Annotated in this window: 21 protein-coding genes and 1 tRNA gene; 7 read left to right on the top strand and 15 right to left on the bottom strand. The window is 64.0% G+C overall.

Translation table 11 applies throughout. The annotated features are described in order from the left end of the window. Positions 1-15 precede the first annotated feature (15 nt). From I7X09_RS24565 to I7X09_RS24535, 7 genes are all read right to left on the bottom strand, one after another. Positions 16-1,164: a metallophosphoesterase gene (locus I7X09_RS24565; RefSeq protein WP_200314102.1), complete on the bottom strand. Its 1,149-nt coding sequence runs from the start codon at positions 1,162-1,164 to the stop codon at positions 16-18. Next, on the bottom strand, positions 1,164-2,858 hold the full coding sequence (locus I7X09_RS24560) for a VWA domain-containing protein (RefSeq protein ID WP_200314100.1): 1,695 nt from the start codon (positions 2,856-2,858) through the stop codon (positions 1,164-1,166). Before I7X09_RS24560 ends, I7X09_RS24565 begins: the two co-directional genes overlap by 1 nt. Before the next feature lie 159 nt (positions 2,859-3,017). Beyond that, complete coding sequence (locus I7X09_RS24555; protein ID WP_200314098.1) at positions 3,018-5,201, bottom strand: malate synthase G; 2,184 nt, start codon at positions 5,199-5,201, stop codon at positions 3,018-3,020. Positions 5,202-5,353: 152 nt separating this feature from the next. After that, the gene (locus I7X09_RS24550; RefSeq protein ID WP_200314096.1) at positions 5,354-6,604 is read right to left on the bottom strand and encodes a saccharopine dehydrogenase family protein; all 1,251 of its coding nucleotides are present in this window, start codon (positions 6,602-6,604) and stop codon (positions 5,354-5,356) included. Between the two features lie 44 nt (positions 6,605-6,648). Further along, on the bottom strand, positions 6,649-7,080 hold the full coding sequence (locus I7X09_RS24545) for a universal stress protein (protein WP_166810137.1): 432 nt from the start codon (positions 7,078-7,080) through the stop codon (positions 6,649-6,651). A 157-nt stretch (positions 7,081-7,237) separates the two neighbouring features. Continuing rightward, positions 7,238-8,779 carry an SDR family NAD(P)-dependent oxidoreductase gene (locus I7X09_RS24540; RefSeq protein ID WP_234036701.1) on the bottom strand — a complete coding sequence of 514 codons (1,542 nt, stop codon included), beginning with the start codon at positions 8,777-8,779 and terminating at the stop codon, positions 7,238-7,240. A gap of 108 nt (positions 8,780-8,887) precedes the next feature. Next, positions 8,888-8,973, bottom strand: a tRNA-Leu gene (locus I7X09_RS24535). Positions 8,974-9,091: 118 nt separating this feature from the next. Here I7X09_RS24535 and I7X09_RS24530 point away from each other — a divergent pair. Next, positions 9,092-10,444, top strand: a complete 1,353-nt coding sequence (locus I7X09_RS24530) for a M20/M25/M40 family metallo-hydrolase (protein ID WP_200314094.1) — start codon at positions 9,092-9,094, stop codon at positions 10,442-10,444. Between the two features lie 65 nt (positions 10,445-10,509). Further along, the gene (locus I7X09_RS24525) at positions 10,510-11,046 is read left to right on the top strand and encodes a YbhB/YbcL family Raf kinase inhibitor-like protein (RefSeq protein WP_095970060.1); all 537 of its coding nucleotides are present in this window, start codon (positions 10,510-10,512) and stop codon (positions 11,044-11,046) included. A gap of 62 nt (positions 11,047-11,108) precedes the next feature. Here the strand turns inward: I7X09_RS24525 and I7X09_RS24520 are convergent, their stop codons facing one another. The 3 genes from I7X09_RS24520 to I7X09_RS24510 all read right to left on the bottom strand — a co-directional run bounded on the left by I7X09_RS24520 (position 11,109) and on the right by I7X09_RS24510 (position 13,528). Continuing rightward, positions 11,109-12,179: a quinone-dependent dihydroorotate dehydrogenase gene (locus I7X09_RS24520; RefSeq protein WP_200314092.1), complete on the bottom strand. Its 1,071-nt coding sequence runs from the start codon at positions 12,177-12,179 to the stop codon at positions 11,109-11,111. 75 nt (positions 12,180-12,254) lie between these two features. Beyond that, a complete protein-coding gene (locus I7X09_RS24515; RefSeq protein WP_003946171.1) occupies positions 12,255-12,503 on the bottom strand; it encodes a DUF5703 family protein in 249 nt (82 codons plus the stop codon). Further along, a complete protein-coding gene (locus tag I7X09_RS24510) occupies positions 12,503-13,528 on the bottom strand; it encodes a hypothetical protein (RefSeq protein ID WP_200314090.1) in 1,026 nt (341 codons plus the stop codon). Before I7X09_RS24510 ends, I7X09_RS24515 begins: the two co-directional genes overlap by 1 nt. Before the next feature lie 183 nt (positions 13,529-13,711). On the opposite strand from I7X09_RS24510, the gene I7X09_RS24505 reads away from it, so the two are divergent. Further along, entirely contained in the window at positions 13,712-14,134 is a 423-nt protein-coding gene (locus I7X09_RS24505; RefSeq protein ID WP_166810142.1) for a hypothetical protein, read from the top strand. Here I7X09_RS24505 and I7X09_RS24500 read toward each other — a convergent pair. The 5 genes from I7X09_RS24500 to I7X09_RS24480 form a co-directional block, all read right to left on the bottom strand. Beyond that, a complete protein-coding gene (locus I7X09_RS24500) occupies positions 14,115-14,978 on the bottom strand; it encodes a heme ABC transporter ATP-binding protein (protein ID WP_200314088.1) in 864 nt (287 codons plus the stop codon). The genes I7X09_RS24505 and I7X09_RS24500 overlap by 20 nt on opposite strands. After that, complete coding sequence (locus tag I7X09_RS24495) at positions 14,975-15,997, bottom strand: FecCD family ABC transporter permease (protein ID WP_166810247.1); 1,023 nt, start codon at positions 15,995-15,997, stop codon at positions 14,975-14,977. Before I7X09_RS24495 ends, I7X09_RS24500 begins: the two co-directional genes overlap by 4 nt. Before the next feature lie 138 nt (positions 15,998-16,135). Further along, the gene (locus I7X09_RS24490) at positions 16,136-17,143 is read right to left on the bottom strand and encodes a heme/hemin ABC transporter substrate-binding protein (protein ID WP_166810144.1); all 1,008 of its coding nucleotides are present in this window, start codon (positions 17,141-17,143) and stop codon (positions 16,136-16,138) included. Continuing rightward, on the bottom strand, positions 17,140-17,826 hold the full coding sequence (locus tag I7X09_RS24485) for a biliverdin-producing heme oxygenase (protein ID WP_003946162.1): 687 nt from the start codon (positions 17,824-17,826) through the stop codon (positions 17,140-17,142). The genes I7X09_RS24490 and I7X09_RS24485 overlap by 4 nt, the downstream gene beginning before the upstream one ends. 92 nt (positions 17,827-17,918) lie before the next feature. Next, entirely contained in the window at positions 17,919-18,854 is a 936-nt protein-coding gene (locus I7X09_RS24480; protein WP_003946175.1) for an aldo/keto reductase, read from the bottom strand. 228 nt (positions 18,855-19,082) lie between these two features. Here I7X09_RS24480 and I7X09_RS24475 point away from each other — a divergent pair, with 228 nt between their 5' ends. Genes I7X09_RS24475 through I7X09_RS24460 form a run of 4 tightly spaced genes read left to right on the top strand, consistent with a single transcriptional unit; the run spans position 19,083 to position 22,148 of the window. Next, positions 19,083-19,928: an undecaprenyl-diphosphate phosphatase gene (locus I7X09_RS24475; RefSeq protein ID WP_030537531.1), complete on the top strand. Its 846-nt coding sequence runs from the start codon at positions 19,083-19,085 to the stop codon at positions 19,926-19,928. Positions 19,929-19,986: 58 nt separating this feature from the next. After that, positions 19,987-20,682, top strand: coding sequence for a histidine phosphatase family protein (locus I7X09_RS24470; protein ID WP_003946173.1), 696 nt, complete (start codon positions 19,987-19,989; stop codon positions 20,680-20,682). Positions 20,683-20,737: 55 nt separating this feature from the next. After that, positions 20,738-21,337, top strand: a complete 600-nt coding sequence (locus I7X09_RS24465) for a DUF3090 domain-containing protein (RefSeq protein ID WP_003946200.1) — start codon at positions 20,738-20,740, stop codon at positions 21,335-21,337. Positions 21,338-21,341: 4 nt separating this feature from the next. Further along, positions 21,342-22,148 carry an SCO1664 family protein gene (locus I7X09_RS24460; protein ID WP_095970069.1) on the top strand — a complete coding sequence of 269 codons (807 nt, stop codon included), beginning with the start codon at positions 21,342-21,344 and terminating at the stop codon, positions 22,146-22,148. Positions 22,149-22,151 lie beyond the last annotated feature (3 nt).

The following is a 22,151-nucleotide window of genomic DNA, read 5'->3' as shown; positions in this document are numbered from 1 at the left end:
GCCCGCCGGAGATCATCACCTCTCGCGTACGAGTTCGAGAACGGTGATCTCCGGCGGGGCGCCGACGCGTACCGGCGGGCCCCACGCCCCGGCGCCACGCGTCGTGTACAGCACGGTGTTTCCGATCTTGTCCAAGCCCTGCACCGAAGGCTGCTGCAGCGGAACGAGGTAGCGCAGCGGCCACATCTGTCCGCCGTGAGTGTGCCCGGACAGTTGCAGATCGATACCCATCTCGGATGCCTCGATCGCTTGGCGCGGTTCGTGTGCGAGAAGCAAGGCGAAAGTATTCGGATCGCGGCCTGCGAGCGCGGCCGTCAGGTTCGGCTCGTACGGGGCCGGTGACGTGTAGTCGTGGATGCCCACGACGTCGATGGTGTCGCCGTCATGCTGGATCGAGGCGCGACTGTTGCGAAGCGTCGTGATCCCCAATGATTCCCAGACATCGAGCCATTTGCCGCCGTCGTCGGCATAGAACTCGTGGTTTCCGCTGACTCCGAAGATTCCGTCCCGCGCCTGAAGATCGGCGAGCGGAGCAAGGTCGGGAGCAACTTTCGCGACGGTGCCGTCCACGAGGTCGCCGCCGATCGCGATCAGATCGACGTTCTGTGCGTTGACGATCTCGACCACCTTGCGGGTGAAGTCGACCCCTCGGGCCGGTCCCACGTGCAGGTCGGTGATCAAGGCGATCCGGTATCCGTTGAAGCCCTCAGGTAGGCGAGCGAGCGGCACGCGGACGCGGGAAATCTTGGGGCCCGACGCCTCGTAGACGCCGTAGCCGGCGGTGCCGATCGCCGCGAGAGTGACTGCTGCTGTAGCCAACTGCAACGTACGACGCTTGGCTGGGTCGACTTCGGTCGTGGTATCCGTGTGGCGTGCACGTAGTCGACCGATCCCGGCGAACAGGCCGATCACGAGCAGTCCGGGAATCAGATACAGCCACGAAGCCAGCCAGACCCATCCGACGAATCCGATCCGTCGCGCCCACGACGTCGGAAAGACTTCGCCACTGCCGACCCCGATGAGCGTCGAGACCGCCAAGACGACAAGCACAGTATCGGCAAGACGAGCCCATCGCCTCGGGATGCCGGTGGCGCGAACGAGTCGGCGGTGCAGGAACCAGGTCAGAAGGGCGAGAAGGACTGCAAAAACCGCGACGCGCCCCATCAGGACAGCATCTTGGTCACTGCGGCCGCGAGAGCGGGGTCGGATGTCGAATCGACGCGAACCAAAGTTCCACCCGTCCGATCCGAGACGTCTTGGAGAGTGGAGACGTCGTCACCCGTACCGACGACGATCACGTCGACCTGCACCGGACGCGACGGATTGCCCGCTGCCGCGATCGCGCTGAGCAGTTCGGCTCGCGTCGTGGTGGATTCGTCAGGTGTGCTCGAAGTGATCAGCAGCACCGAGTTGACTCGTCCCGCGTCGAAACCGTCCACCGCAGCTTTGTACGAGCTGGCAAGCGCCGGGTACTTGGACGTCTTTCCGCCGGCTCGGAGTCCGTTGAGGAAATCGGTGATGGTGGCACGCCGATTCGGTTCGGACAGTGAACCGCCCGGAACCAGGATGCGCTCGGACGGTTTTCCGTCGGTGCCCGTGCTGAACTCGCGGAGGCCGATGTCGGAAGCGTCAGGGCTGCGACCCAATTGAGTGTTCACTGCCGCAGCAACGTTCGCCAAGCGGGTAGTGCCACCGTCGTCGGTACCCATCGACGCCGACGTGTCCATCAGGATGGTGGCACTGCGCGGAGAGACCGGATTGGCGACGATGTCAACGAGCGCAGCTGCGGTTTCGGCCGACGCGGGAATCAACGTGGACGAGACCTTGGCCGGGGACACCGCACCGAGATCGGGAAGGTCTTGGCCCTCGACCCGGAAACCGGCGCCGACGAACAACTGTGACTGATTCGGCTCACGCATGAAATCGGCAAACTGAGCCGCTGCGCGCGAAGCGGTTTCGTCGATCCCGCTGCCCGAGATGATGACCGCCGGATAATCAGCAACTGGCGTTGCGCCGGCGGGGGAGTACGTCGTCATCGCAGCGTTCGCGCTCTGCGCTATCGACTGTTCCGTGGCCGGAACGGCTTTCACCGAATCCGGTGTTCCGGCGCTCAGTGCCCCGAGGGCTTCGGCAGTGGACGTGGGGGGAGTCGGCAAGGATTGGAACTGCAACGCCCGCGCACTGAGCGCAGCGTTGACCTGCGCGGACTTCGCCTGATCTGTCGTGACCGGACCGGCACCCGCATCGGCGACGTCGGCAGCGATTGCCTGTGCCGCCATGGAAGTTTCGGTACTTCCGACTGGCAGTGCAACCGTCAGATCCGAAGGCAACGACTTCCAACTCGATGCTGCGCCGGCTAATGCTGCTGCGGTCTCGGGGCCGACTGCCAGGACGATCGGGGAACTCGCGAGCGAGCGAGGATCACCGTTGATCACGGCCTTGCCCGCCAGCGGCGCGAGTTCGAAAGAACTCGTCGGGATCCACAGGGAGGGGCGCGGTCCCAATGCTGCGTCGTCCCAGGGCGCCGCCGGACCGGCTTCGAGTGCCGTCGACACTGCCGCGGACGGTGCACCGTGCACCGCGACGGCGATGCAGTGATCACGAACCACCGGTGAAGTCTGGGTGTACCGCTTGGCCAGTTCCTCCACCTGTGGGGCGATGGACGGATCCGCGGTGACGTCGAGCGTCTTGTTGCCTTCGACGCACGTGCCTGCCGCTTGTTGCCCCTGATCGTCGATGCGACTGCTGAGGGCCTTCCACCCGAAGAAGCCTGCCACGATCAAGGCGATCAGCACGACGACGAGAATCGGCCCCTTGCTGATACCTCTGGCGCCTGACCCGCCGCGATGTTCGCCCACGTACCTTGCCCTACCTCGGTCACTCGAAGAATGTCTGTCGAACGGACTGTGTCCTCGGCCAGTCTAGTGACGAATCTTCGGGGCCTACGCGAACAGCCTCGGCACCGGGAGCGGCGCCGAGGCTGTTCGGGTTCAGCTTCGAGTTCGAAGAAGATGAAATCAGGCGTTGGCAGCCTTGTACTCGCGGCGGCGGCGATGCAGGATCGGCTCCGTGTACCCGCTGGGCTGCTTCGCGCCTTCGAGGATGAGTTCCTTGGCAGCCTGGAACGCGATGTTGGAATCGAAATCAGGTGCCATGTTGCGGTACTCGGCGTCGCCCTCGTTCTGACGGTCGACAACCGGGGCCATCCGCTCGAGCGCGCTCACGACGTCACTCTCGCTGACGATGCCGTGACGCAGCCAGTTGGCGAGCAACTGGCTCGAGATGCGGAGCGTGGCGCGGTCCTCCATGAGCGCGACATCGTGGATGTCGGGAACCTTGGAGCAGCCGACGCCTGCGTCGATCCAGCGGACGACGTATCCGAGGATGGACTGGCAGTTGTTGTCGAGCTCTTCCTTCTTCTCCGCGTCCGTCCAGTCTGTGCTGGGCGCGAGCGGGATGGTCAGGATGTCGTCGACGCTCGCGCGAGGCTTGCCCTTCAGACCATCCTGAACTGCGAACACGTCGACGCGATGGTAGTGCGTCGCGTGCAGCGTTGCGCCGGTCGGCGACGGAACCCACGCGGTGTTGGCGCCGGCCTTGGGGTGGCCGATCTTCTGCTCGAGCATGTCCGCCATCAGCTCGGTCATGGCCCACATGCCCTTGCCGATCTGCGCCTTGCCCTGCAGACCGCAGGCCAGTCCGGTGTCGACGTTCCAGTCTTCGTAGGCACCGATCCACTTCTGCTTCTTCATCTCGGCCTTGCGCACCATCGCGCCGGCCTCCATGGAGGTGTGGATTTCGTCGCCGGTGCGATCGAGGAAGCCGGTGTTGATGAACACGACGCGGTCGCTGGCTTCCTTGATGCACGCAGCGAGGTTGACCGTCGTACGACGCTCCTCGTCCATGATGCCGACCTTGAGCGTGTTCTCCGGAAGGCCGAGGACCTGCTCGACACGGCCGAACAGTTCGGTCGTGAAGGCAACTTCCTCGGGGCCGTGCTGCTTGGGCTTGACGATGTAGATCGAGCCGGTGCGGCTGTTGTCGAGCGGGCCGTTCGCGTCATTGATCGAGAGGCCGTGCACAGCGCAGGCGCTGGTGATCAAGGCGTCGAGGATGCCCTCGGGGACCTCGTTGCCGTCGGCGTCGAGGATCGCGGGGTTGGTCATGAGGTGACCGACGTTGCGGACGAACAGGAGCGAACGACCGTGCAGGCTGAGTTCGCTGCCGTCGACGGCGGTGTACTTACGGTCGCCATTGAGCGTGCGGGTGAAGGACTTGGCGCCCTTCTTGATCTCCTCGGACAGATCACCGCGGTTGAGACCCAACCAGTTTCGGTAACCGACAACCTTGTCGTCGGCGTCGACAGCGGCGACCGAGTCCTCGAAGTCCATGATCGTGGTGACGGCGGATTCGAGAACGACGTCCTTGACGCCGGCGGCGTCGGTGCTCCCGATCGGGGACGAGGCGTCGATCTGGATCTCGGCATGCAGGCCGTTGTTGAGCAGCAGGATGCTCGTCGGTGCGTCCTTCTCACCGAGGTAGCCGACGAACTTCTCCGGCTGGGCGAGCGTGGTGACCGTACCGTCTGCCAACGTGATCTTCAGTTCACTGCCGTCGACAACGTACTTGGTTGAATCGGCATGCGATCCCGACGCGAGAGGTGCTGCCGCATCGAGGAATTCACGCGCCCAGGCGATGACTTTGTCGCCGCGGACCTTGTTGTAGCCGGAACCCTTCTCGGCCCCGTTCTCCTCCGAGATGGCGTTCGTGCCGTACAGCGCGTCGTACAACGAACCCCAGCGGGCGTTGGACGCGTTGAGTGCGAAGCGCGCGTTGAGGATCGGCACGACCAACTGCGGGCCGGCCGTCGAGGTGATCTCCGTGTCGACGTTCGCGGTGGTGACCGAGAATTCGGCAGGCGTCGGCAAGAGGTAGCCGATTTCCTGCAGGAATGCCTTGTACGCAGCGGCGTCGATGGAAGCGCCGGCGTGATCGCGATGCCACTGATCGATCTGAGCCTGCAGATCGTCACGCTTGGCAAGCAAGTCACGGTTCTTCGGTGCGAGCTCGGTGATGACCTTGTCGGCGCCGGCCCAGAACGTCTCGCCATCTACACCGGTGCCGGGAAGAGCCTCCTCGACCACGAAGTCGTAGAGAACCTTGGCAACCTGAAGACTGCCGACCTGAACGCGCTCAGTCATGAATAGCCTCACTTTTCCGAAAGCGGAGCACCACATATGGATGCCATGAACCAACATCAATGTTACCTGGGAGTATTCCTACCGCTGTCCGCGCCCTGAGCTGCGATAATCGGGCGCGAAGAGCTGAAACGATCAAGTGAAATTCGTTCTGTCTAGAGTTTTCGCGCGGAAATCTCGAAACCAGCCGCGCGTAGGCGCTCGACCAGGACGTCGCCGAGCGCTGTCGCCGGGGTCAAAACGCCGGTGGCCGGGGGGAGATCCTTGTGGTCCTTCGCCAACGACAACGCAGATTCGCCGAGCATTACCGCCGTTGCGCTGTATCCAGGGTCGCCCTTCGCCTTCACTCGTGATGTGTATCGAGCGCCGGTCGTGGTCGTGGTGAACACGTCGAGCGTGAAATGACCCTTCTTCTGGGTGCTCTCGCTCGGACCTTCGCCGGGAGCCGGCAATACCTTGTCGAGAAGGAAGCGCGTCGGGGGAAGGGCGAGTCCGGCGACCAGCGCACCGAGGCCGACCGCCACGCCGCCCGCGATCACCGGTGATACCACCGAAGAACCGACACTCATCACCTCGCTGTACTTGAACTTCTTGCCGTACGCCCACTCTCGGAGCGCATTGCTGCGACGAACGACTCGTGTGTTGTACGACGCCATCACGAACGGTGCCTTCCACCCCTTCAACGAAGGATCGATCTTCTTGCCGTCGACCACGCTCACGTCGCTCTGACGTCCGAGGTCGGGCTCCCTGTCACGATCGGGGCTCAGCGAATACGGCGAGGCAGCGAGTTTCCGCAGGCGCACATCGTCTTTCGACACGTCGATCTGGTTGCGAAGCGAATCGATGGTGCCACCGCTCACGCCGCCGCGCAGCGCCGTGACCACCAGGGTTGTGTCGGTGAGCTCACCGGCGCCGTCGGCAGTGACCTTCTCGTGGAGGACGTGAACTCCGAGATCGGAAGGGATGGAATCGAATCCGCAGGAATGGACGATCTTTGCGCCGGTCGAGACCGCGAGCTCGTGATTGGCGTCGATGCTCTCGCGATGGAACAGCACCTCACCGGTGAGGTCGACGTAATGAGTTCCCGCGGAAGCGCATTCGTGAACAAGGGTGTGGCCGTACTTGGCGTACGGGCCGACCGTGGTGGCGACGACGCGGGTTCGCTGCGCGAGCGCCTTCAACGCCGCGGCGTCGTCGGCGTCGGCGATGATCAGGGGGAGATCGGCGGCGGCGGTACCCAGATCGGCGCGAGTGGCTGCCAACTTCTCGAGGGAACGGCCACCGAGGCCGATCTTCGTACCTTCGGGAGCATGTTTGACGAGGTAGTCGGCGAGTAGCTTTCCGACGAAGCCGCTCGCTCCGTAGACGATGATGTCGAGTTCTCGGGCGGGCGAGGTTCCAGTCATGGAGCCAGCCTACAAACGAGTACCCGAAAGTGATGTGACCGAGGTCACTCAGCGGGGAGGGGCTCCTTGACGACCAGGATCGGAGCCTCCACTTCGAGCAGAAGGCGCTGCAGCGGGCGTTCGAGGAGGAACTTGCCGATGGGGGACATCCGGCGTGTTCCGACGACCAGGAGATCGACACCCGCGCCGTGGACCAGGTTGACTAGGGCGGTCACCGGATCGCCGTCGTGCTCGGTGGTGCGCAGATCCCACTTCGTCTCCGAGAATCCACCGGCATCGAGAGCTGACTGAATCTCGCCGCGAAGAGCGGCCCGATCGTCCTCGGTGTCTCCGGTGTTGACCGTGTCCCCGATGTTGACGTCGTCCAGGACGTGCAGAACCAGCAGTTCATCGCTTCGACCCACGGATTCCCGTGCGGCGGCCACGATTGCGGCGCGGCCTTCCGGGCTGTCCTTGTGTACGACGGCGATCGTCATGGTTCCTCCGAGTCGGTGAGCAGGTTCGCAGTCCATTATCGCCTGCAATGCTGTGCCCTACCTGAAATGAGCTACTCGACACGGGGGTTTGGCGGTGACGAGATCGCCACATTGGGGCGCCTAGGTGCTGCCTGTCACCACTGCGGGGTGCCGCCCATCACCACGGTGACGGTTTGTAGTCCTTGAGGAAGCAGCCGTGCAGGTCGACGCCCAGCTCGCCCTGAACGATGGGGTCGTAGACGCGGGCGGCGCCGTCGACGAGGTCGAGTGGTGCGTGGAAACCTTCGTCGGCCAGACGCATCTTCGTGAAGTGCGGGCGTTCGTCGGTGATCCAGCCGGTGTCGACGGCGGTCATGAGGATGCCGTCGTCGAGCATTTCCTTGGAGCTGGTGCGGGTCAGCATGTTCAGTGCTGCCTTGGCCATGTTGGTGTGTGGGTGGCCGGGGCCCTTGTACGCGCGGCTGAACTGACCTTCCATGGCCGAGACGTTCACGACGTACTTGCGTCGCGCAGCTGCTGCGGCCATGGACGGGCGCAGGCGCGAAACGAGGATGAAGGGCGCGACCGAGTTACAGAGCTGGACTTCGAGAAGCTCGATCGGATCGACCTCTTCGACGGTCTGGACCCAACTGTTGGTGTGCGCGAGGTCGGGGAGCAGTCCGCCGGCGTCGATGGCGATGCCTTGCTCGATGCGATCGGGTGAAGCCGACTTGGCGACGAGTGCGAGTGAACTGACCGCGTCGGCGGAGAGATTTCCGGAGGTGATGCTAGCGACGTCCGACAGCGATCCGGCCAGAGCCGCGGGGTGAGCGTCGCTCGTCTTGCCGAAGGTCAGCACATCGGGCAGCTCGCCGGCGGGCAGTGCTCCGGACTCGGCGTCGACCAGTGCGCCGTAGGCACCGGGGGAGCGTCGGACGGTTTGCGCGGCGTTGTTGATGAGGATGTCGAGTGGCCCCTGTGCGGCAACGGAATCCGCGAGTGCAACAACCTGGGCGGGGTCGCGGAGGTCGATGCCGACGATGCGCAGACGGTGTATCCAGTCGTTGCTGTCTTCCATCGCCTTGAATCGGCGGATCGCGTCGTTGGGGAATCGTGTCGTGATGGTCAGATGTGCGCCGTCACGCAGCAGGCGCAACGCGATGTACATGCCGATCTTCGCGCGGCCGCCGGTCAGGAGTGCGCGTCGGCCGGTGAGATCGGTGCTCGCATCACGTTTGCTGCGGCTGGTTGCAGCGCAATCGGGGCACAGTTGGTGGTAGAAGGCGTCGACTGCGGTGTAGCGCTGCTTGCAGATGTAGCACGGCCGCGCCTTGATGAGTGTGCCGGCGGAGGCGCCGACGGTGTTCGACTTGATCGGAATGCCTGCGGTCTCGTCGTCGATGCGATCGGGTGAACCGGTGGCAGTCGCGGCAACAACTTGGCGGTCGGCTTCGTTGACCGCTGCGCGCGAGGCGAGGCGACGCTTCTTCTTGAGTCGTTTGAACAGATGGCCGACAGCGCGCTGCATGGTGATCGAGTCGGGATGCTCGTCGTCGAGTTCAGCAGCTTCGGAAAGGACCTTCAGGCAGATTTCGAGTTCTGCGGGGTCGAGTCCGGTGAGTTCGGCTCGAGCAGATTCTGAATCGGCTGTTTCCAGCGAATCTGCCTGCAGTGCATCCGACTTCTTGGTGTCTGTATCCACTTCGAACTTCTGTTCCATCTCGATCGCCGCTCGCGCGGACTGTTCCCTGGTGCGGGAACTTCGCCAATTACGAGAAAAGCTCCGGTTCGATGAACCGGAGCTTTTCCTGTCTGTCTCAACACAGAGTGTCCGAGGGGGGACTTGAACCCCCACGTCCGTTAATAGGACACTAGCACCTCAAGCTAGCGCGTCTGCCATTCCGCCACTCGGACTCGGCCCCGATTTCTCGGTGCTGGGAAAGAGTATCCGATTCGGTGAGCTGCCCCAAATCGCCAGGTTGCGGGGCATTCCGGTCGCCCGCGTCGTTTGATTCGATGGTAGGAAAGTGGAATGACCACAACCCCGAATAATCCGAATCCGAGCAGAGCCGAAGCAGAAGTAGTCGAACTGGTCAGTTCTCTCATCCGCTTCGACACCTCGAACACGGGAGAACTCGAAACCACCAAGGGTGAGCGTGCGTGCGCGGAGTGGGTTGCCGCGCAGCTTCAAGAAGTCGGCTACGAGACGGAATACGTCGAGTCCGGTGCACCCGGCCGCGGGAATGTCTTTGCCCGATTGAAGGGAGCTGAGTCGGGTCGAGGTGCGTTGATGCTTCACGGTCACCTCGACGTCGTCCCGGCCGAGCCCGCCGACTGGAGCGTCCATCCCTTTGCCGGCACCGTCCAGGACGGCTACGTGTGGGGGCGCGGCGCCGTGGACATGAAGGACATGGTCGGGATGATCCTGGCTCTTGCCAGGCAGTTCAAGGCGGAAGGCGTCGTGCCGCCGCGCGATCTGGTGTTCGCCTTCGTGGCAGACGAGGAAGCGGGCGGAAAGTACGGATGCCAATGGTTGGTCGAGCATCGCCCGGATTTGTTCGAGGGAGTGACCGAGGCCGTCGGTGAGGTAGGCGGTTTCTCGCTGACGGTTCCGCGGCCCGACGGAACCGACCGCAGGCTCTACCTCGTGGAGACTGCGGAAAAGGGTCTCGGTTGGATGCGTCTGACTGCCAAGGGACGCGCCGGGCACGGCTCCTTCCTCCACGACGACAACGCGGTCGCGACACTCGCCGGCGCGGTCTCGCGGCTCGCTGCGCATCAATTCCCGATCGTGATCTCGGATTCGGTCGCCGAGTTCCTCACCGCCGTCGGCGAAGAGACCGGATTGGATTTCGATCCGGGATCACCGGACATCGACGGGACCCTCGCGAAGCTGGGGACGATCGCCAACATCGTCGGGGCGACGTTCCGTGACACCGCGAACCCGACGATGCTCAAGGCCGGATACAAGGCGAACGTCATTCCGCAGACGGCCGAGGCGGTCTTCGACTGCCGTGTGCTGCCGGGACGGCAGGCCGAATTCGAGCGCACGGTGGACCAACTGATCGGTCCCGACGTGACCCGCGAGTGGATCACCAAGCTGGACTCGTACGAGACGACGTTCGACGGCCATCTCGTCGATGCCATGAACGAGGCGATCCTTGCGCACGATCCGGAAGCTCGCACCGTGCCGTACATGCTCTCCGGCGGAACCGACGCGAAGGCATTCGCGAAACTGGGCATTCGCTGCTTCGGCTTCGCGCCGTTGCAGTTGCCGCCCGAGCTCGATTTCAGTGCGCTGTTTCACGGTGTCGACGAGCGAGTTCCGGTGGACGCACTACTGTTCGGGACACGTGTTCTGGAACATTTCCTGCTCAATTCCTGACGAGCACGTGGATAGATCCGTGAGCTCGACGCACATCGAGCTCTCTTGTCACAGAAAGGATTCGCATGGCGCACGATCCGTACGAACCATTGCCGAAGTTGCCGAGTTTCGAGCTGACCAGTGACGACATCACTGCCGGCCAGCCGCTGAAGCTCGCTCAGGCCAGTGGAGCCTTCGGTGTCCCCGGTGGCGAAGACATCTCACCGCAGCTCTCGTGGTCTGGTTTTCCGGCCGAGACGAAGAGCTTCGTCGTGACGGTGTTCGACCCGGACGCACCGACGGCGTCGGGATTCTGGCACTGGGCCGTGGCGAACATCCCCGCTTCCGTCACGGAGCTTCCCGCCGGTGCCGGCGCGGCGGACAGCGATGTCCTGCCCGCCGGATCCGTCACCCTCCGCCACGACGGTGGCGGGTTCGGTTTCATCGGTGCGGGCCCGCCACCCGGGCACGGTCCGCATCGCTACATCGTCGCGGTGCATGCCCTCGACGTGGAGACGCTCGACGGCGTCACCCCTGACTCGTCGCCGGCGTTCCTCGGCTTCAACGTGTTCCATCACGCGATTGCGCGTGCAACCCTGACCGGGACGTTCGAGGTCGAATAATAATCACTGTGCTGTGCGCCTTTATTAACCGCCCGCGGTTAATAAAGGCGCACAGCAGTTTTCTAGCGAGGGTTCTCAGCTCCAACTGCCTGGGCGATCGACGAGAAGCCGGCTGCGCGCACGCGCTTGGCTATGCCTTTGTGGATGCTGCGGGCCCAGAACGGTCCGCCGTAGATGAAGCCCGTGTATCCCTGCACCAGTGTCGCGCCGGCGAGGATGCGCTCCCACGCCTGATCGGCTGTCTCGATACCGCCGACCGAGATGATGGTCATCTTGTCGCCGACTCGGGCGTACAGGCGCCGGAGTACTTCGAGGGAGCGCTCGGCAACCGGTGCACCGGACAGCCCGCCTGCCCCGAGTTCAGCCACCTCGGCGTCCGGGGTCTTCAAACCGTCGCGGCGGATCGTGGTGTTGGTCGCGACGATTCCGGCAAGTCCGAGTTCGACTGCCAGATCGGCGACAGCGTCGACGTCCTCGTCCGAGAGGTCGGGCGCGATCTTCACCAGTACCGGCACGCTGACGGTGTCGAGCACGGCCTGCAGGATCGGGCGCAGTGATTCGACGGCCTGCAGATCACGGAGTCCGGGCGTGTTCGGCGAGCTGACATTCACGACCATGAAGTCGGCCAGCGGACCCAGAAGCTGCGCGCTGGCGGTGTAGTCGGCAGCGGCGTCGGCGGCTTCGACGATCTTGGTCTTGCCGATGTTGGCACCGATCGGGACCGTGACGCGGCGCTGTCGCAGGAAGTTCGCCGCGTGACCAGCGCCGTGGTTGTTGAAGCCCATCCGGTTGATCAGAGCGCGGTCGGCCGGAAGACGGAACAAACGCGGCGCGGGGTTACCGGGCTGAGCCTGGGCCGTCACTGTTCCGACCTCGGCGAAACCGAATCCCAACGGGCCCCAGGCGTCGACTCCGGTGGCGTCCTTGTCGAATCCTGCGGCGAGGCCGAGAGGTGCCGGGAACGTCAGACCGAAAGCCTGACTCCGCAGTATCGGGTCGTCGACGACTAGGACTTTTGCGACCAGCCAGCGAAGGGGAGCGAACCGTGTCACCAGTTTCATCGCGGTGAAGGCAATGTGGTGGATGCGTTCCGGCGGGATCCGGAACATCAGGCTCAGCAGCAGTTGGTACACGATTCTCCAGCTCTTCGATGGTGTGATTTTGTCAGCGGTTTCGATAGCGGCGGGCTCTGGTCGTCTGTTGAACGATCAGTGCTGAATGCCGTCCGGATCGGTCACGTGCAGCGGCGTCTTCTTTCGCTTGAGAAGCACACGACGACTGCCGTCGGGGTACAGACGGACCCGGGAGAGTTCCCATCCGCCGAACTCGGCGGAGATCGCCAGACGCATCGAGGCGGTGACCCGCGAAACATTCGGTGGTAGCCGGAGCGGCACATAGTCGAACTTGTCGTCCGACGTTTCCCACTGCGCGGGGATCCCGCGCGTACGCTTTTCCATCAGTTCTCCCGTGACGGGATGACCTGCAGCCCGTCACCGGTTGCCGATCCGACGATCAGATTGCCGTTGGAAGAGTCTACGGCCAACGAATTCGGCTGTCGCACCGTCTTGAACCGTCCGGTCTCCACGGGGATGCCGGACGACAGATCGAAGCCGACCACTTCGTTGGTCGCGGTCAGCGTGACCCACACCCGATCAGCGGTCTCGTCGTAGGCAACGGCGTACGGCGACTCGCCGACGGGGTAGCGCTGGTGCATCAGGAGCGGATCGGCAGTGAAGACGAGCAGTTCGTTGCCGGTGGTGTCGGTGACCAGAATGCGTCCGAAGCGATCGGTGGCCAGATGTGTTGCGCCCTCACCGGCGCGGAGAGCGACGCCGAGTTTGCCGTCTTCGAGATTGATCGCGGTCAGCGAGGTCTGACGGTGATCGAGGGCGCTCAGGTTGTCGCCGGTGACGGCGAGTTCGTCGACGGATGCGAATCCCGAAACCGTCTGTGACTGATCGGTCTTCGGGTCGACGATGTGAACTGAACCATTCTCCGTGCCGATCGCGATACGGCCGTCGTCGAGCTCGACCGCGGAATTCGCCTGGCCGTCGACAGGGGTGGACGTCTGTTCGCCCGAAGTCAGATTCAGCTTCACTACCTGGCGATCCATCGACAGGAGAGCGCTACCGTCAGAGCCGATCGACACGTCGCGTACGTCGGAATCCAGGGCTGTCGGACGACCTGCCGAGGCGGGGTCGGCGCCGGCCAAACCGTCCGAAGGAACGACCAGCACCGACCGGGGGTCGTTGGCAACCACGACAGCGCTGCGCGTGACCGGGTCGAATGTGATGGAATCGATCAGACCTGAATACGGGTGAACCACGCCGTCCGGGGTGCTGGTGGTGGCCGGTGAGACCGCTGCCGTAGCGGGATCGATCGTGATGAGGTCGTCTCCGCCATCTCCGGAAGAACATCCTGTGACCAGCAGAACCGCCGCCCCCATTGCTGCTGCAGTGGTGCGGATCCCTAGGCGAGCCATGTGTAGTTCCTCTTTTTCTTGTCATCTGTTCTTCACGCAGTGCGACTGTCATCGATCATCCCTGATCGCAGTCGGGCGCCGTTCATCGCGTCGAGGAACTACCGACCATTCCGCTCACACCCTTGACGCGATACCGTACGAACAGCGATTGCGGTTGACGCTGCAATCACCGAGGAGATCATTGTGATTCCCACAGAACCCACCGATTCCGGCGCACAGCCGCCCGAACCGGCGCGGCCGGGCTTCGAGATCGAGGACCTCACCGTCGGCGCTCATGCACACGGTTTCGGCAGGTCCGACGGCCGAACTTTCGCGTTCCGCGTACGCAAGAGCATGCTGTTCGTCGAGGTATACGGCGAATACTGCGAGCACAGTGTGCCGACCCCGTCGGACGTTGTCGCCACGGCGGAGCGATCGGTGACCGACATCGATCTGACCGACGAGCGAAGCATCGCCGGTGTGGTCCGTGACGCAGTTCTCTCGACCGAGACTGATTGGTCACATCCCGATATCGGTGACGGCGATCGGGAGGGCGACGGACGCAGCCTGCCGACGGTGAGAGCCGTCCTCAACAGACTGGGATCGATCATCGATTCTGTTCGGTGAACTCTCGGCGCGGGATGACCAGCGTCGCTCCGGTTGTCGGATGCGGGAACACTTCGACCGGATAACCGTAGACGCGGGTCAGAAGCTCTTCGTGCAATACCGATTCCGGGGGACCGTCGGCGGCGATGCGACCGTTCTCGAGTACGACGATTCGGTCGGCATACGCCGCTGCCAACGCGAGATCGTGCAACACCACGACGACGGCATCGCCGTCGGCAGCGCGGGCGCGCGCCACGGACATCACCGCTTCCTGGTGTCCGAGATCGAGTGCTGCAGTCGGCTCGTCCAGCAGGATGGTCGACGTCTCCTGTGCCAGTACCCGGGCAAGAGCGACCCGCGCCTGCTCGCCGCCGGACAGGACGGCGAACGGCCGATTGGCGAATCCCTCGACATCGCAGGTCTTCATCGCCGCAGCGATAGCAGCGCCGTCGCGGTCTTCTCGGCCAGTTCCGGCCCAGGGCGAACGTCCCATGCGAACGACCTGGCGAGCGCTGAACGAAAATCCGATGGTGTGTTTCTGGGGGAGCACCGCGCGTCGGCGCGCCATGTCGATCGGCGACCACTGAGTGAGGTCAGTACCTTCGACGTTCACCCGCCCGGCGATGACGGGCTGATCACCGGCCAACGCCGCAAGAAGAGTCGACTTGCCGGCGCCGTTCGGCCCGACGAGGACGACCACTTCTCCCGCCCGGACTTCGATGGACACGCCTTCGAGAATGTGTCGACCACCGCGTTCGACGGTGATGTCGCGCGCCTCGAGCGTGACGTCACCGACGGCTGGGCTCTCCGGTTCGGGAGTGACGCGGCCGAACAGTTCGCGCCAGTTTCGTACGAGGCTGCTCATGCCCACCCGCCCTGTTGCGCGCGGGTGCGTCGGAGAAGCCAGAAGAAGAAGGGTCCGCCGACCAGCGCGGTCAACATTCCGAGCGGCAGGTCTGCGTTGTCGATCAGCGAACGCGAGCCGAGATCAGCGACCAGCAGAACCAGTGCTCCGGCCAAGGCGCTGGCGGGAATCAACGCGCGATGGCCAGGCCCGACGAGAATGCGCATCAGGTGCGGAACGACCAGCCCGACGAAAAGAATGATGCCGGTGAAGGCAACGCTCGCGGAGACGAGAAGGGCGACGATCAGTACCGCGAACTGGCGCAGTCGTTCGACGTTGACGCCCAGATGACGAGCGGCGTGTTCGCCGAGAGCCAGCAGGTCCAGACGTGGGGCGATCATCATCGTCGCGGCAATCCCGACGACGGCCATCGGAGCCACGATCAGGACGGCGTTCCAGGAAGCGCCGTTGAGTGAGCCGAGTTGCCAGAACACGATCTGATCGCGAGCAGACGGGCTGGCCACGAACGTGAAGAACGCAATGAGGCCGCCCGCGAACGCATTGATCGCAACGCCGGTCAGAACGAGCGTCACCACTTCGGTTCGGCCTTCGTGCCGAGCGAGCAGGTAGACCGCCGCGGTGGTGACGAGCCCGGCGACGAACGCAGCGGCAGCCACGGCCCAGCCGGCCACGAACGTGCCGCCGACGACGATGACAGCACTCGCGCCGACCGCCGCACCCGCGGACACTCCGATCACTCCGGGCTCGGCGAGCGGATTGGAGAACACACCTTGCAGTAGCGCTCCGGAACATCCCAGCGCCGCGCCGACACAGATGGCGAGCACGACGCGGGGGAAGCGAACCTCCCACAAGGTCACTTCACCACTGGGATGGGCGGGCATCGGACCGAGATCGAGGCCGATGCGGTGCAGGATGCTGCCCAAAACCTCGAGCGGCGACGTCGGAACCTGACCGATGCACGCCGACAGCACTGCCACGATCACCAGAGCGAGGGTCAAACTGATCAGAACCGCACTCACCCGCGACCTCGATGCGGGGCCGGATGCCGACTTGTCGGCACCCTTGACGTCGTGTGAATCCTCGGCTCCGGGCCCAGACTTACCTGTCTCTGTCTTGCCTGTTTCTGTACTCACGAATCAGCACTCACGAATCTCTGCTCACGATCCACCAGGCGCGTAGATCGCTTCGGCGAGGGCCGCCATGACACGTCCGGTGTTCGGCCCGAAGCTGAGTAGCACCCCGTCCTCCATGTCGACTACGTTCTTGTTCTTTCCAGCCGGTGTCTGAGCGATGCCGGGGACCTTTTCGAGGCCGTCGATACCGCCGATCGACGCCAACCCATCCGTCATCATGAGGAGAGCGTCCGGCGCGGCGGCGATCAGCGCCTCGCTGGTGATGGGCACGAACTGTTGGGTGATGCCCGAGGCCGTGCCTGCATCGGTGGCACCGAGCGCCTCGATCAACGAATCGGCTCCGGAACCCTCACCGCCGATCATGGTGATGGCCGATCCTCGCATGTAGAGGAACGCGATCTTCAGTGGATCACCCTCGTCGGGAACCAGGTCGCGAGCTGCAGCGATCTCCGATTCGGTTCGGTCGACAAGCGCGGCGCCCTGCGCGGGAACGCCGAGGGCGTCGGCGACGGCCTGGAGCTGACTCGGCACACCTTCGAGTGTTCGGGTGGGATCGAAGAAGACGACGGGAACACCCGCAGCGCGCAACTGATCCTGGACGCTCTTGGGCCCGATACTCGTGTCGGTGAGTACCACGGTGGGATTCAAATCGAGGATCGCTTCGGTATTGAGCGATTGGCCGCCGACCGTGACAACCGGCACGTCCGCGACTGAAGGGAACTTGGCGGCGGTGTCGCGGCCCACAAGATTGTCACCGAGTCCGAGAGCTACCGTCGTCGTTGCGAGCGTCCCGTAGCGGTCGGCCGCCACGATCCGGCTGTTGTCGGTGATGGTCACGTCGACGCCGTCGAAGCTCTTGACCGTCACGGGCAGAGTCGCGGTCGGGTTGTCGGCCACGGGAACCGGGCTGGAATCTTCGAGTACCGCGGTCCGGGCACCCTGCGAGGTCGTGGAATTGTCGCTGGAGCCGCAAGCGACCAAACCGATACCCGCTGCTGCGACCAGTGCCGCCGCGGCCAAGCGCTTCATCATTTGACGAGGTAGCTCTCGATGTCGCCTTCGAGATCGGCGAACAGGTCACCGTTGAGGCGGTACGCCAGATTCACCTCGTCGATGAAACGCTGCTGCTCTTCGGCAGGAATCTGCAGTGCATCCAGATTCGAGCGGTAGTCGTCCTTGAAAGGCTTCGGCTTGGGGATGCCTTCGAAGATGTAGAAGCGAAGTCCGTCGGTCTCGAATCCGTAGGCGCGCTCGAGCATCCGGCGGATGATCTGTCCGCCCGAGAGGTCACCCATGTATCGCAGGTAGTGATGTGCGACGAAGCCGGCAGGCCAGTCGAACGCCACCTCCTTCAGGCGGGCGATGTAACGCTCGGTTGCCGGCAAGGCCACGAGTTCGTCGCGCCAGTTCGGTCCGCCGAGGAACTCGAGATCGGCTTCGAGCGAAGCCACCCGCAACAGATCCTCGGACAGGAACGGAGCGACCAACTCGTTGTCGGCGTGTGTGCGGCCGGCCTCTTCGAGGCTCGTGTAGACGAGGTACGTCTGTCCCAGAAGAGCGGCGTAGCCAGCCGTGGTCAGCTCACCGCCGAGAAGCGCGCCTACGAATCGCGACTGCTCCGTCTCGCGGTGTGCTGCGTCCGTCTCGGTCTTGATTCGTTCGGAGAAGGCGGGGCCTGCGTCTGCGGAAAGGCTGTCTACGTCGAGCGTGGTCATTGATTCTCCTGAGGCTGTAGTCAAGCGTTGCCTACTAGGTTAGCCTGCCCTCGCCAAGACGATACCTCCGGTATTTCGATCAGCGGGACGAACTAAGCGCTCACGTCGTCGAGAGCCGCGGCAATCGCTTTCGGCAATTCCAATTCTTCGGTTGCCAGTACTCCTGTCAACTGGGCGAGATCACGCGTACCGACGACGGCGCTGGCCACCCCGGCACGATCGCGTGCCCAGGCCAGTGCCACCGCCAGTGGAGAAGTACCCAGACCGTCGGCGGCGGTAACGACTGCGTCGACCACCCGGATCGAGGAATCGGTCAGATAGCTCTGCACGTCCTGTGAATGTGCCTCGTCGGCGCCGCGGGAATCGACGGGAATGCCGTCGCGGTACTTGCCGGTCAGAACGCCGCCCGCGAGGGGTACTGCGGCGAACACTCCGACGCCGTGATGGGCCGCCGCTGCGAACAATTCTTCCTCGACGCCGCGCGCCAGCAACGAGTACTCGGCCTGCGTCGCGGCGAGCGTTGTTGCGCCACCGGCTCCGACGGCCGTTGCGAGCTGCCAGCCGAGGTAGCCGCGCACTCCGACATACCGCACCTTGCCGCTCGAGACCGCGTAGTCGAGGGTTGCTGCAACCTCGTCGACAGGCGTGAGCGGATCCCAGGTTGCGACCTGCCACATGTCGAGGAAGTCGGTTCCGAGTTCACGAAGAGTCGCGTCGAGCTGGCGGAGCAATCCTCGCCGCGAGCAGTCGACGCGGTCGGTGCCGATCGGAGTGGGATCGATGCCGGCGCTCGAGCTGATGATGAGTTCGTCACGTGGAACGACGTCGTCGAGCAACTCGGCGAGGATCCGTTGCGCCGCACCGGCGCCGTACGCGGGCGAGGTGTCGACCAGGGTTCCGCCGGCCTCGGCGAACGCGAGTAGCTGCGCAGCGGCCTCGTCGCCGTCCGTGTCGCGTCCCCATGTCAGTGTGCCGAGCCCAAGTCGCGAGACCCGAAGTCCGCTCGTTCCGACAGATCTGTGCTTCATAACCGCCTGCATCTCGCGCCCGACTCGTGTGCGCAAGTGCGGCACCCGAGAGATCTCACCACGTGCAGACTAGTGGGCGCTCGCCTCGAGTCGGGGTATTCGGACACGGACGTGCCGGGCGCGGCGCGGCACGGTGGGCCCCGGTAGCGTGGCGCCGGTGAAACGTGAACCCGACACACGAAACCTGTGTGCAGTAACCCCATTCGAATCAGCCGGGATCGGTGAGTGATGGGCGAAGCGATGACCTGGCTCCAGGCCGTGATCCTGGGCCTCGTGCAGGGATTGACCGAGTTCCTGCCCATCTCGTCTTCCGGACATTTGCGAATCGTGTCGGAGATATTCTTCGGCAGTGACGCCGGTGCGTCGTTCACCGCGGTGACGCAGCTCGGCACCGAGTTGGCGGTCCTGATCTACTTCGCGCGCGACATCGTGAGGATCATCACTGCCTGGTTCCGGGGTGTGTTCAACGCCGAGCACCGGGGAGATCTCGATTACCGGATGGGCTGGTACGTCATCATCGGCACCATCCCGGTCGGCATCCTCGGGTTCTTCTTCAAAGACCAGATCCGTACCGGCGCACGCAATTTGTGGCTGATTGCCACGATGCTGATCGTGTTCGCACTCGTCATCGCCGCTGCCGAGTACTACGGACGCAAGACGCGTCCGATCGAATCGCTCACGGCGCGCGACGGCATCATCATGGGTTCGGCTCAGGCGCTCGCGCTCATCCCTGGTGTCTCACGTTCGGGTGGCACGATCAGTGCCGGTCTCTTCCTCGGGCTCACCCGCGAGGCTGCGGCACGCTACTCCTTCCTGCTGGCGATTCCCGCGGTTCTCGCTTCCGGTTTGTTCAGCCTCCCGGATGCCTTCGAGCCGGCCGGTGAGGGTCTGAACGCGAGCGGTCCGCAGTTGCTGGTGGCAACGGTCATCGCCTTCGCGGTCGGTTACGCAGCGATCGCCTGGCTGCTTCGATTTGTTGTCGATCACTCCATGTACTGGTTCGTCGGATACAGAATCGCTCTCGGCGTAGTCGTCCTTGCGCTGCTGGCCACAGGGGTCGTGTCCGCGACATAGAGCCCGTTTCGACGTCGACCACCCGTCCGTCAGGCCACCGCCCCATTAGGGTTGTGGAATGACAGTTGTCCTACTGCGGCACGGGCGGTCGACGTCCAACACTGCCCATACCCTGGCCGGTCGAACGCCGGGTGTGGAACTCGACGACCACGGCCGGAAACAAGCCGAAGGCGTCGTCGATCGGCTGGTCGGTCTGGACATCGCGGAGATCGTCCGCTCGCCGCTGTTGCGATGCGAGCAGACGGTCGGCCCCATTGCCGTCGACCGTGGTCTGACACCGGTCGTCGAGGATCGCCTCATCGAGGTCGATTACGGCGACTGGACGGGTCGCCCGCTCAAGGAGTTGTTGGAAGAACCGCTCTGGAAAGTGGTGCAGCGCCACGCTTCCGGTGCAGTGTTTCCCGGGGGTGAAGGGCTCGCTCAGGTACAGGCGCGAGCCGTCGCCGCGATCCGAGAGCACGACGCACGGCTGGCCGAAGAACACGGCAAGGACGTCGTCTGGATCGCGTGCACGCACGGTGACGTCATCAAATCGGTTCTCGCCGACGCGTTTGCGATGCACCTCGATTCGTTCCAGCGCATCGTCGCCGAGCCCGCCTCGGTCAGCGTGATTCGCTACACGGCCACACTGCCGTTCGTTCTGCGAGTCAACGACACCGGAGACGTGCTCGCCGCGATCGGTGCAGCGAAGGCCGCGACCAACGGTTCGGCTCCCGCACAGGAGTCAGTCCCCGGCGGAGAGGTCGGTGCGTGAGCTGTGACGGATAATGGGTATTCAGTGATGTTCTGCTCGAACTCGAGGAGGTGCAATGTCGCGCGCGATTCACGTATTTCGCACTCCTGACCGATTTGTCGCAGGAACGGTGGGCGAACCCGGTGACAGGTCTTTCTATCTCCAGGCCGTGCACGAATCACGGGTGGTGAGCGTGCTGCTCGAGAAGCAGCAGGTTCAGGTCCTCGCCGATCGCATGGGCCTTCTCCTCGAAGAGGTGCATCGACGCTTCGGTACCGAGGTTCCGCCGCAGGCCGACGACGTCTCCGATCTCAGCCCACTGGTCACTCCGCTGGACGCGGAGTTCCGGGTCGGCACGATGGGGCTCGGTTGGGACGCCGATGCCGGTGCGGTCGTCGTGGAGCTGCTTGCCGTCAGTGAGACGGAGTTCGACGAATCGGTTGTCCTCGACGACGCCGACGACGGTCCGGACGCTGTCCGTGTGTTCCTGACCCCGGAGCAAGCGCGTGAATTCTCGCTGCGGTCCGAGCGCGTCATCGCGGCGGGACGCGCTCCGTGCCCGCTGTGTGGTGAACCGTTGGCGCCCGAGGGACACGTGTGCATCCGCACCAACGGATACCGTCGCGGCGAGTCCTTCGGTTTTGCGATCGACGACGCAGACGACGACGAGGTCTGACGTCGTGTCCGAACCTGGTGTGCCGGACGTTCTGCTCGAGGGTGATCTGACGCTCATCGGTCAGATCACGACAGCGAGCAACGCCACGCTGGTGTGCGAGTCGACTCTGGGGGAGCAGTCCACCCGTGTGGTCTACAAGCCGGTGCGTGGGGAGCGTCCCCTGTGGGACTTCCCGGACGGCACTCTGGCGGGGCGTGAGGTCGCGTCGTACCGGGTGTCCGAGGCGCTGGGCTGGGGTGTGATTCCGCGAACAGTGTTGCGGGACGGGCCTTTCGGGCCGGGAATGGTGCAGCGATGGATCGACACCGTCGATCGCCGTGCGGACGGATCTGGCGGACTCGAGATGGTCGACCTGTGCAGTCCCGGCAATGTTCCGCCCGGGTGGTTCGAGGTCCTGCAGGCCTTCGACTCGGAGGGCGAACCCGTCTCGCTGATCCATGCGGACGATCCACGGCTGCAGCGAATGGCCGTTCTGGACGTCCTCATCAACAATGCCGACCGCAAAGGTGGTCACGCGCTCGAAGGCGTCGACGGCTCGGTGTACGGAGTTGATCACGGAATTTGTCTTCACTCGGAGAACAAGTTGCGGACCGTGTTGTGGGGCTGGGCCGGCCAGCCCGTACCCGGTGCCTTGATCGCCGACGTCGCCGAATTCGCGACAACCCTCGACGGGGATCTCGGGGACGAGTTGTCCGAACTGATCACCGAAGAAGAAGTCGTGGCCTTGGCCGTGCGGGCGATGCAGTTCGCCGAGTCCGCGGTGATGCCCGAACCGAACGGCCATCGAACGATTCCCTGGCCGGCTTTCTAGCCG

Source organism: Rhodococcus sp. P-2 (assembly GCF_016598535.1).
Taxonomy (GTDB): Bacteria; Actinomycetota; Actinomycetes; order Mycobacteriales; family Mycobacteriaceae; genus Rhodococcus_F; species Rhodococcus_F baikonurensis.
Note: the sequence above shows the minus strand (reverse complement) of the source record. Positions and strands in the feature narration are given on the sequence as shown.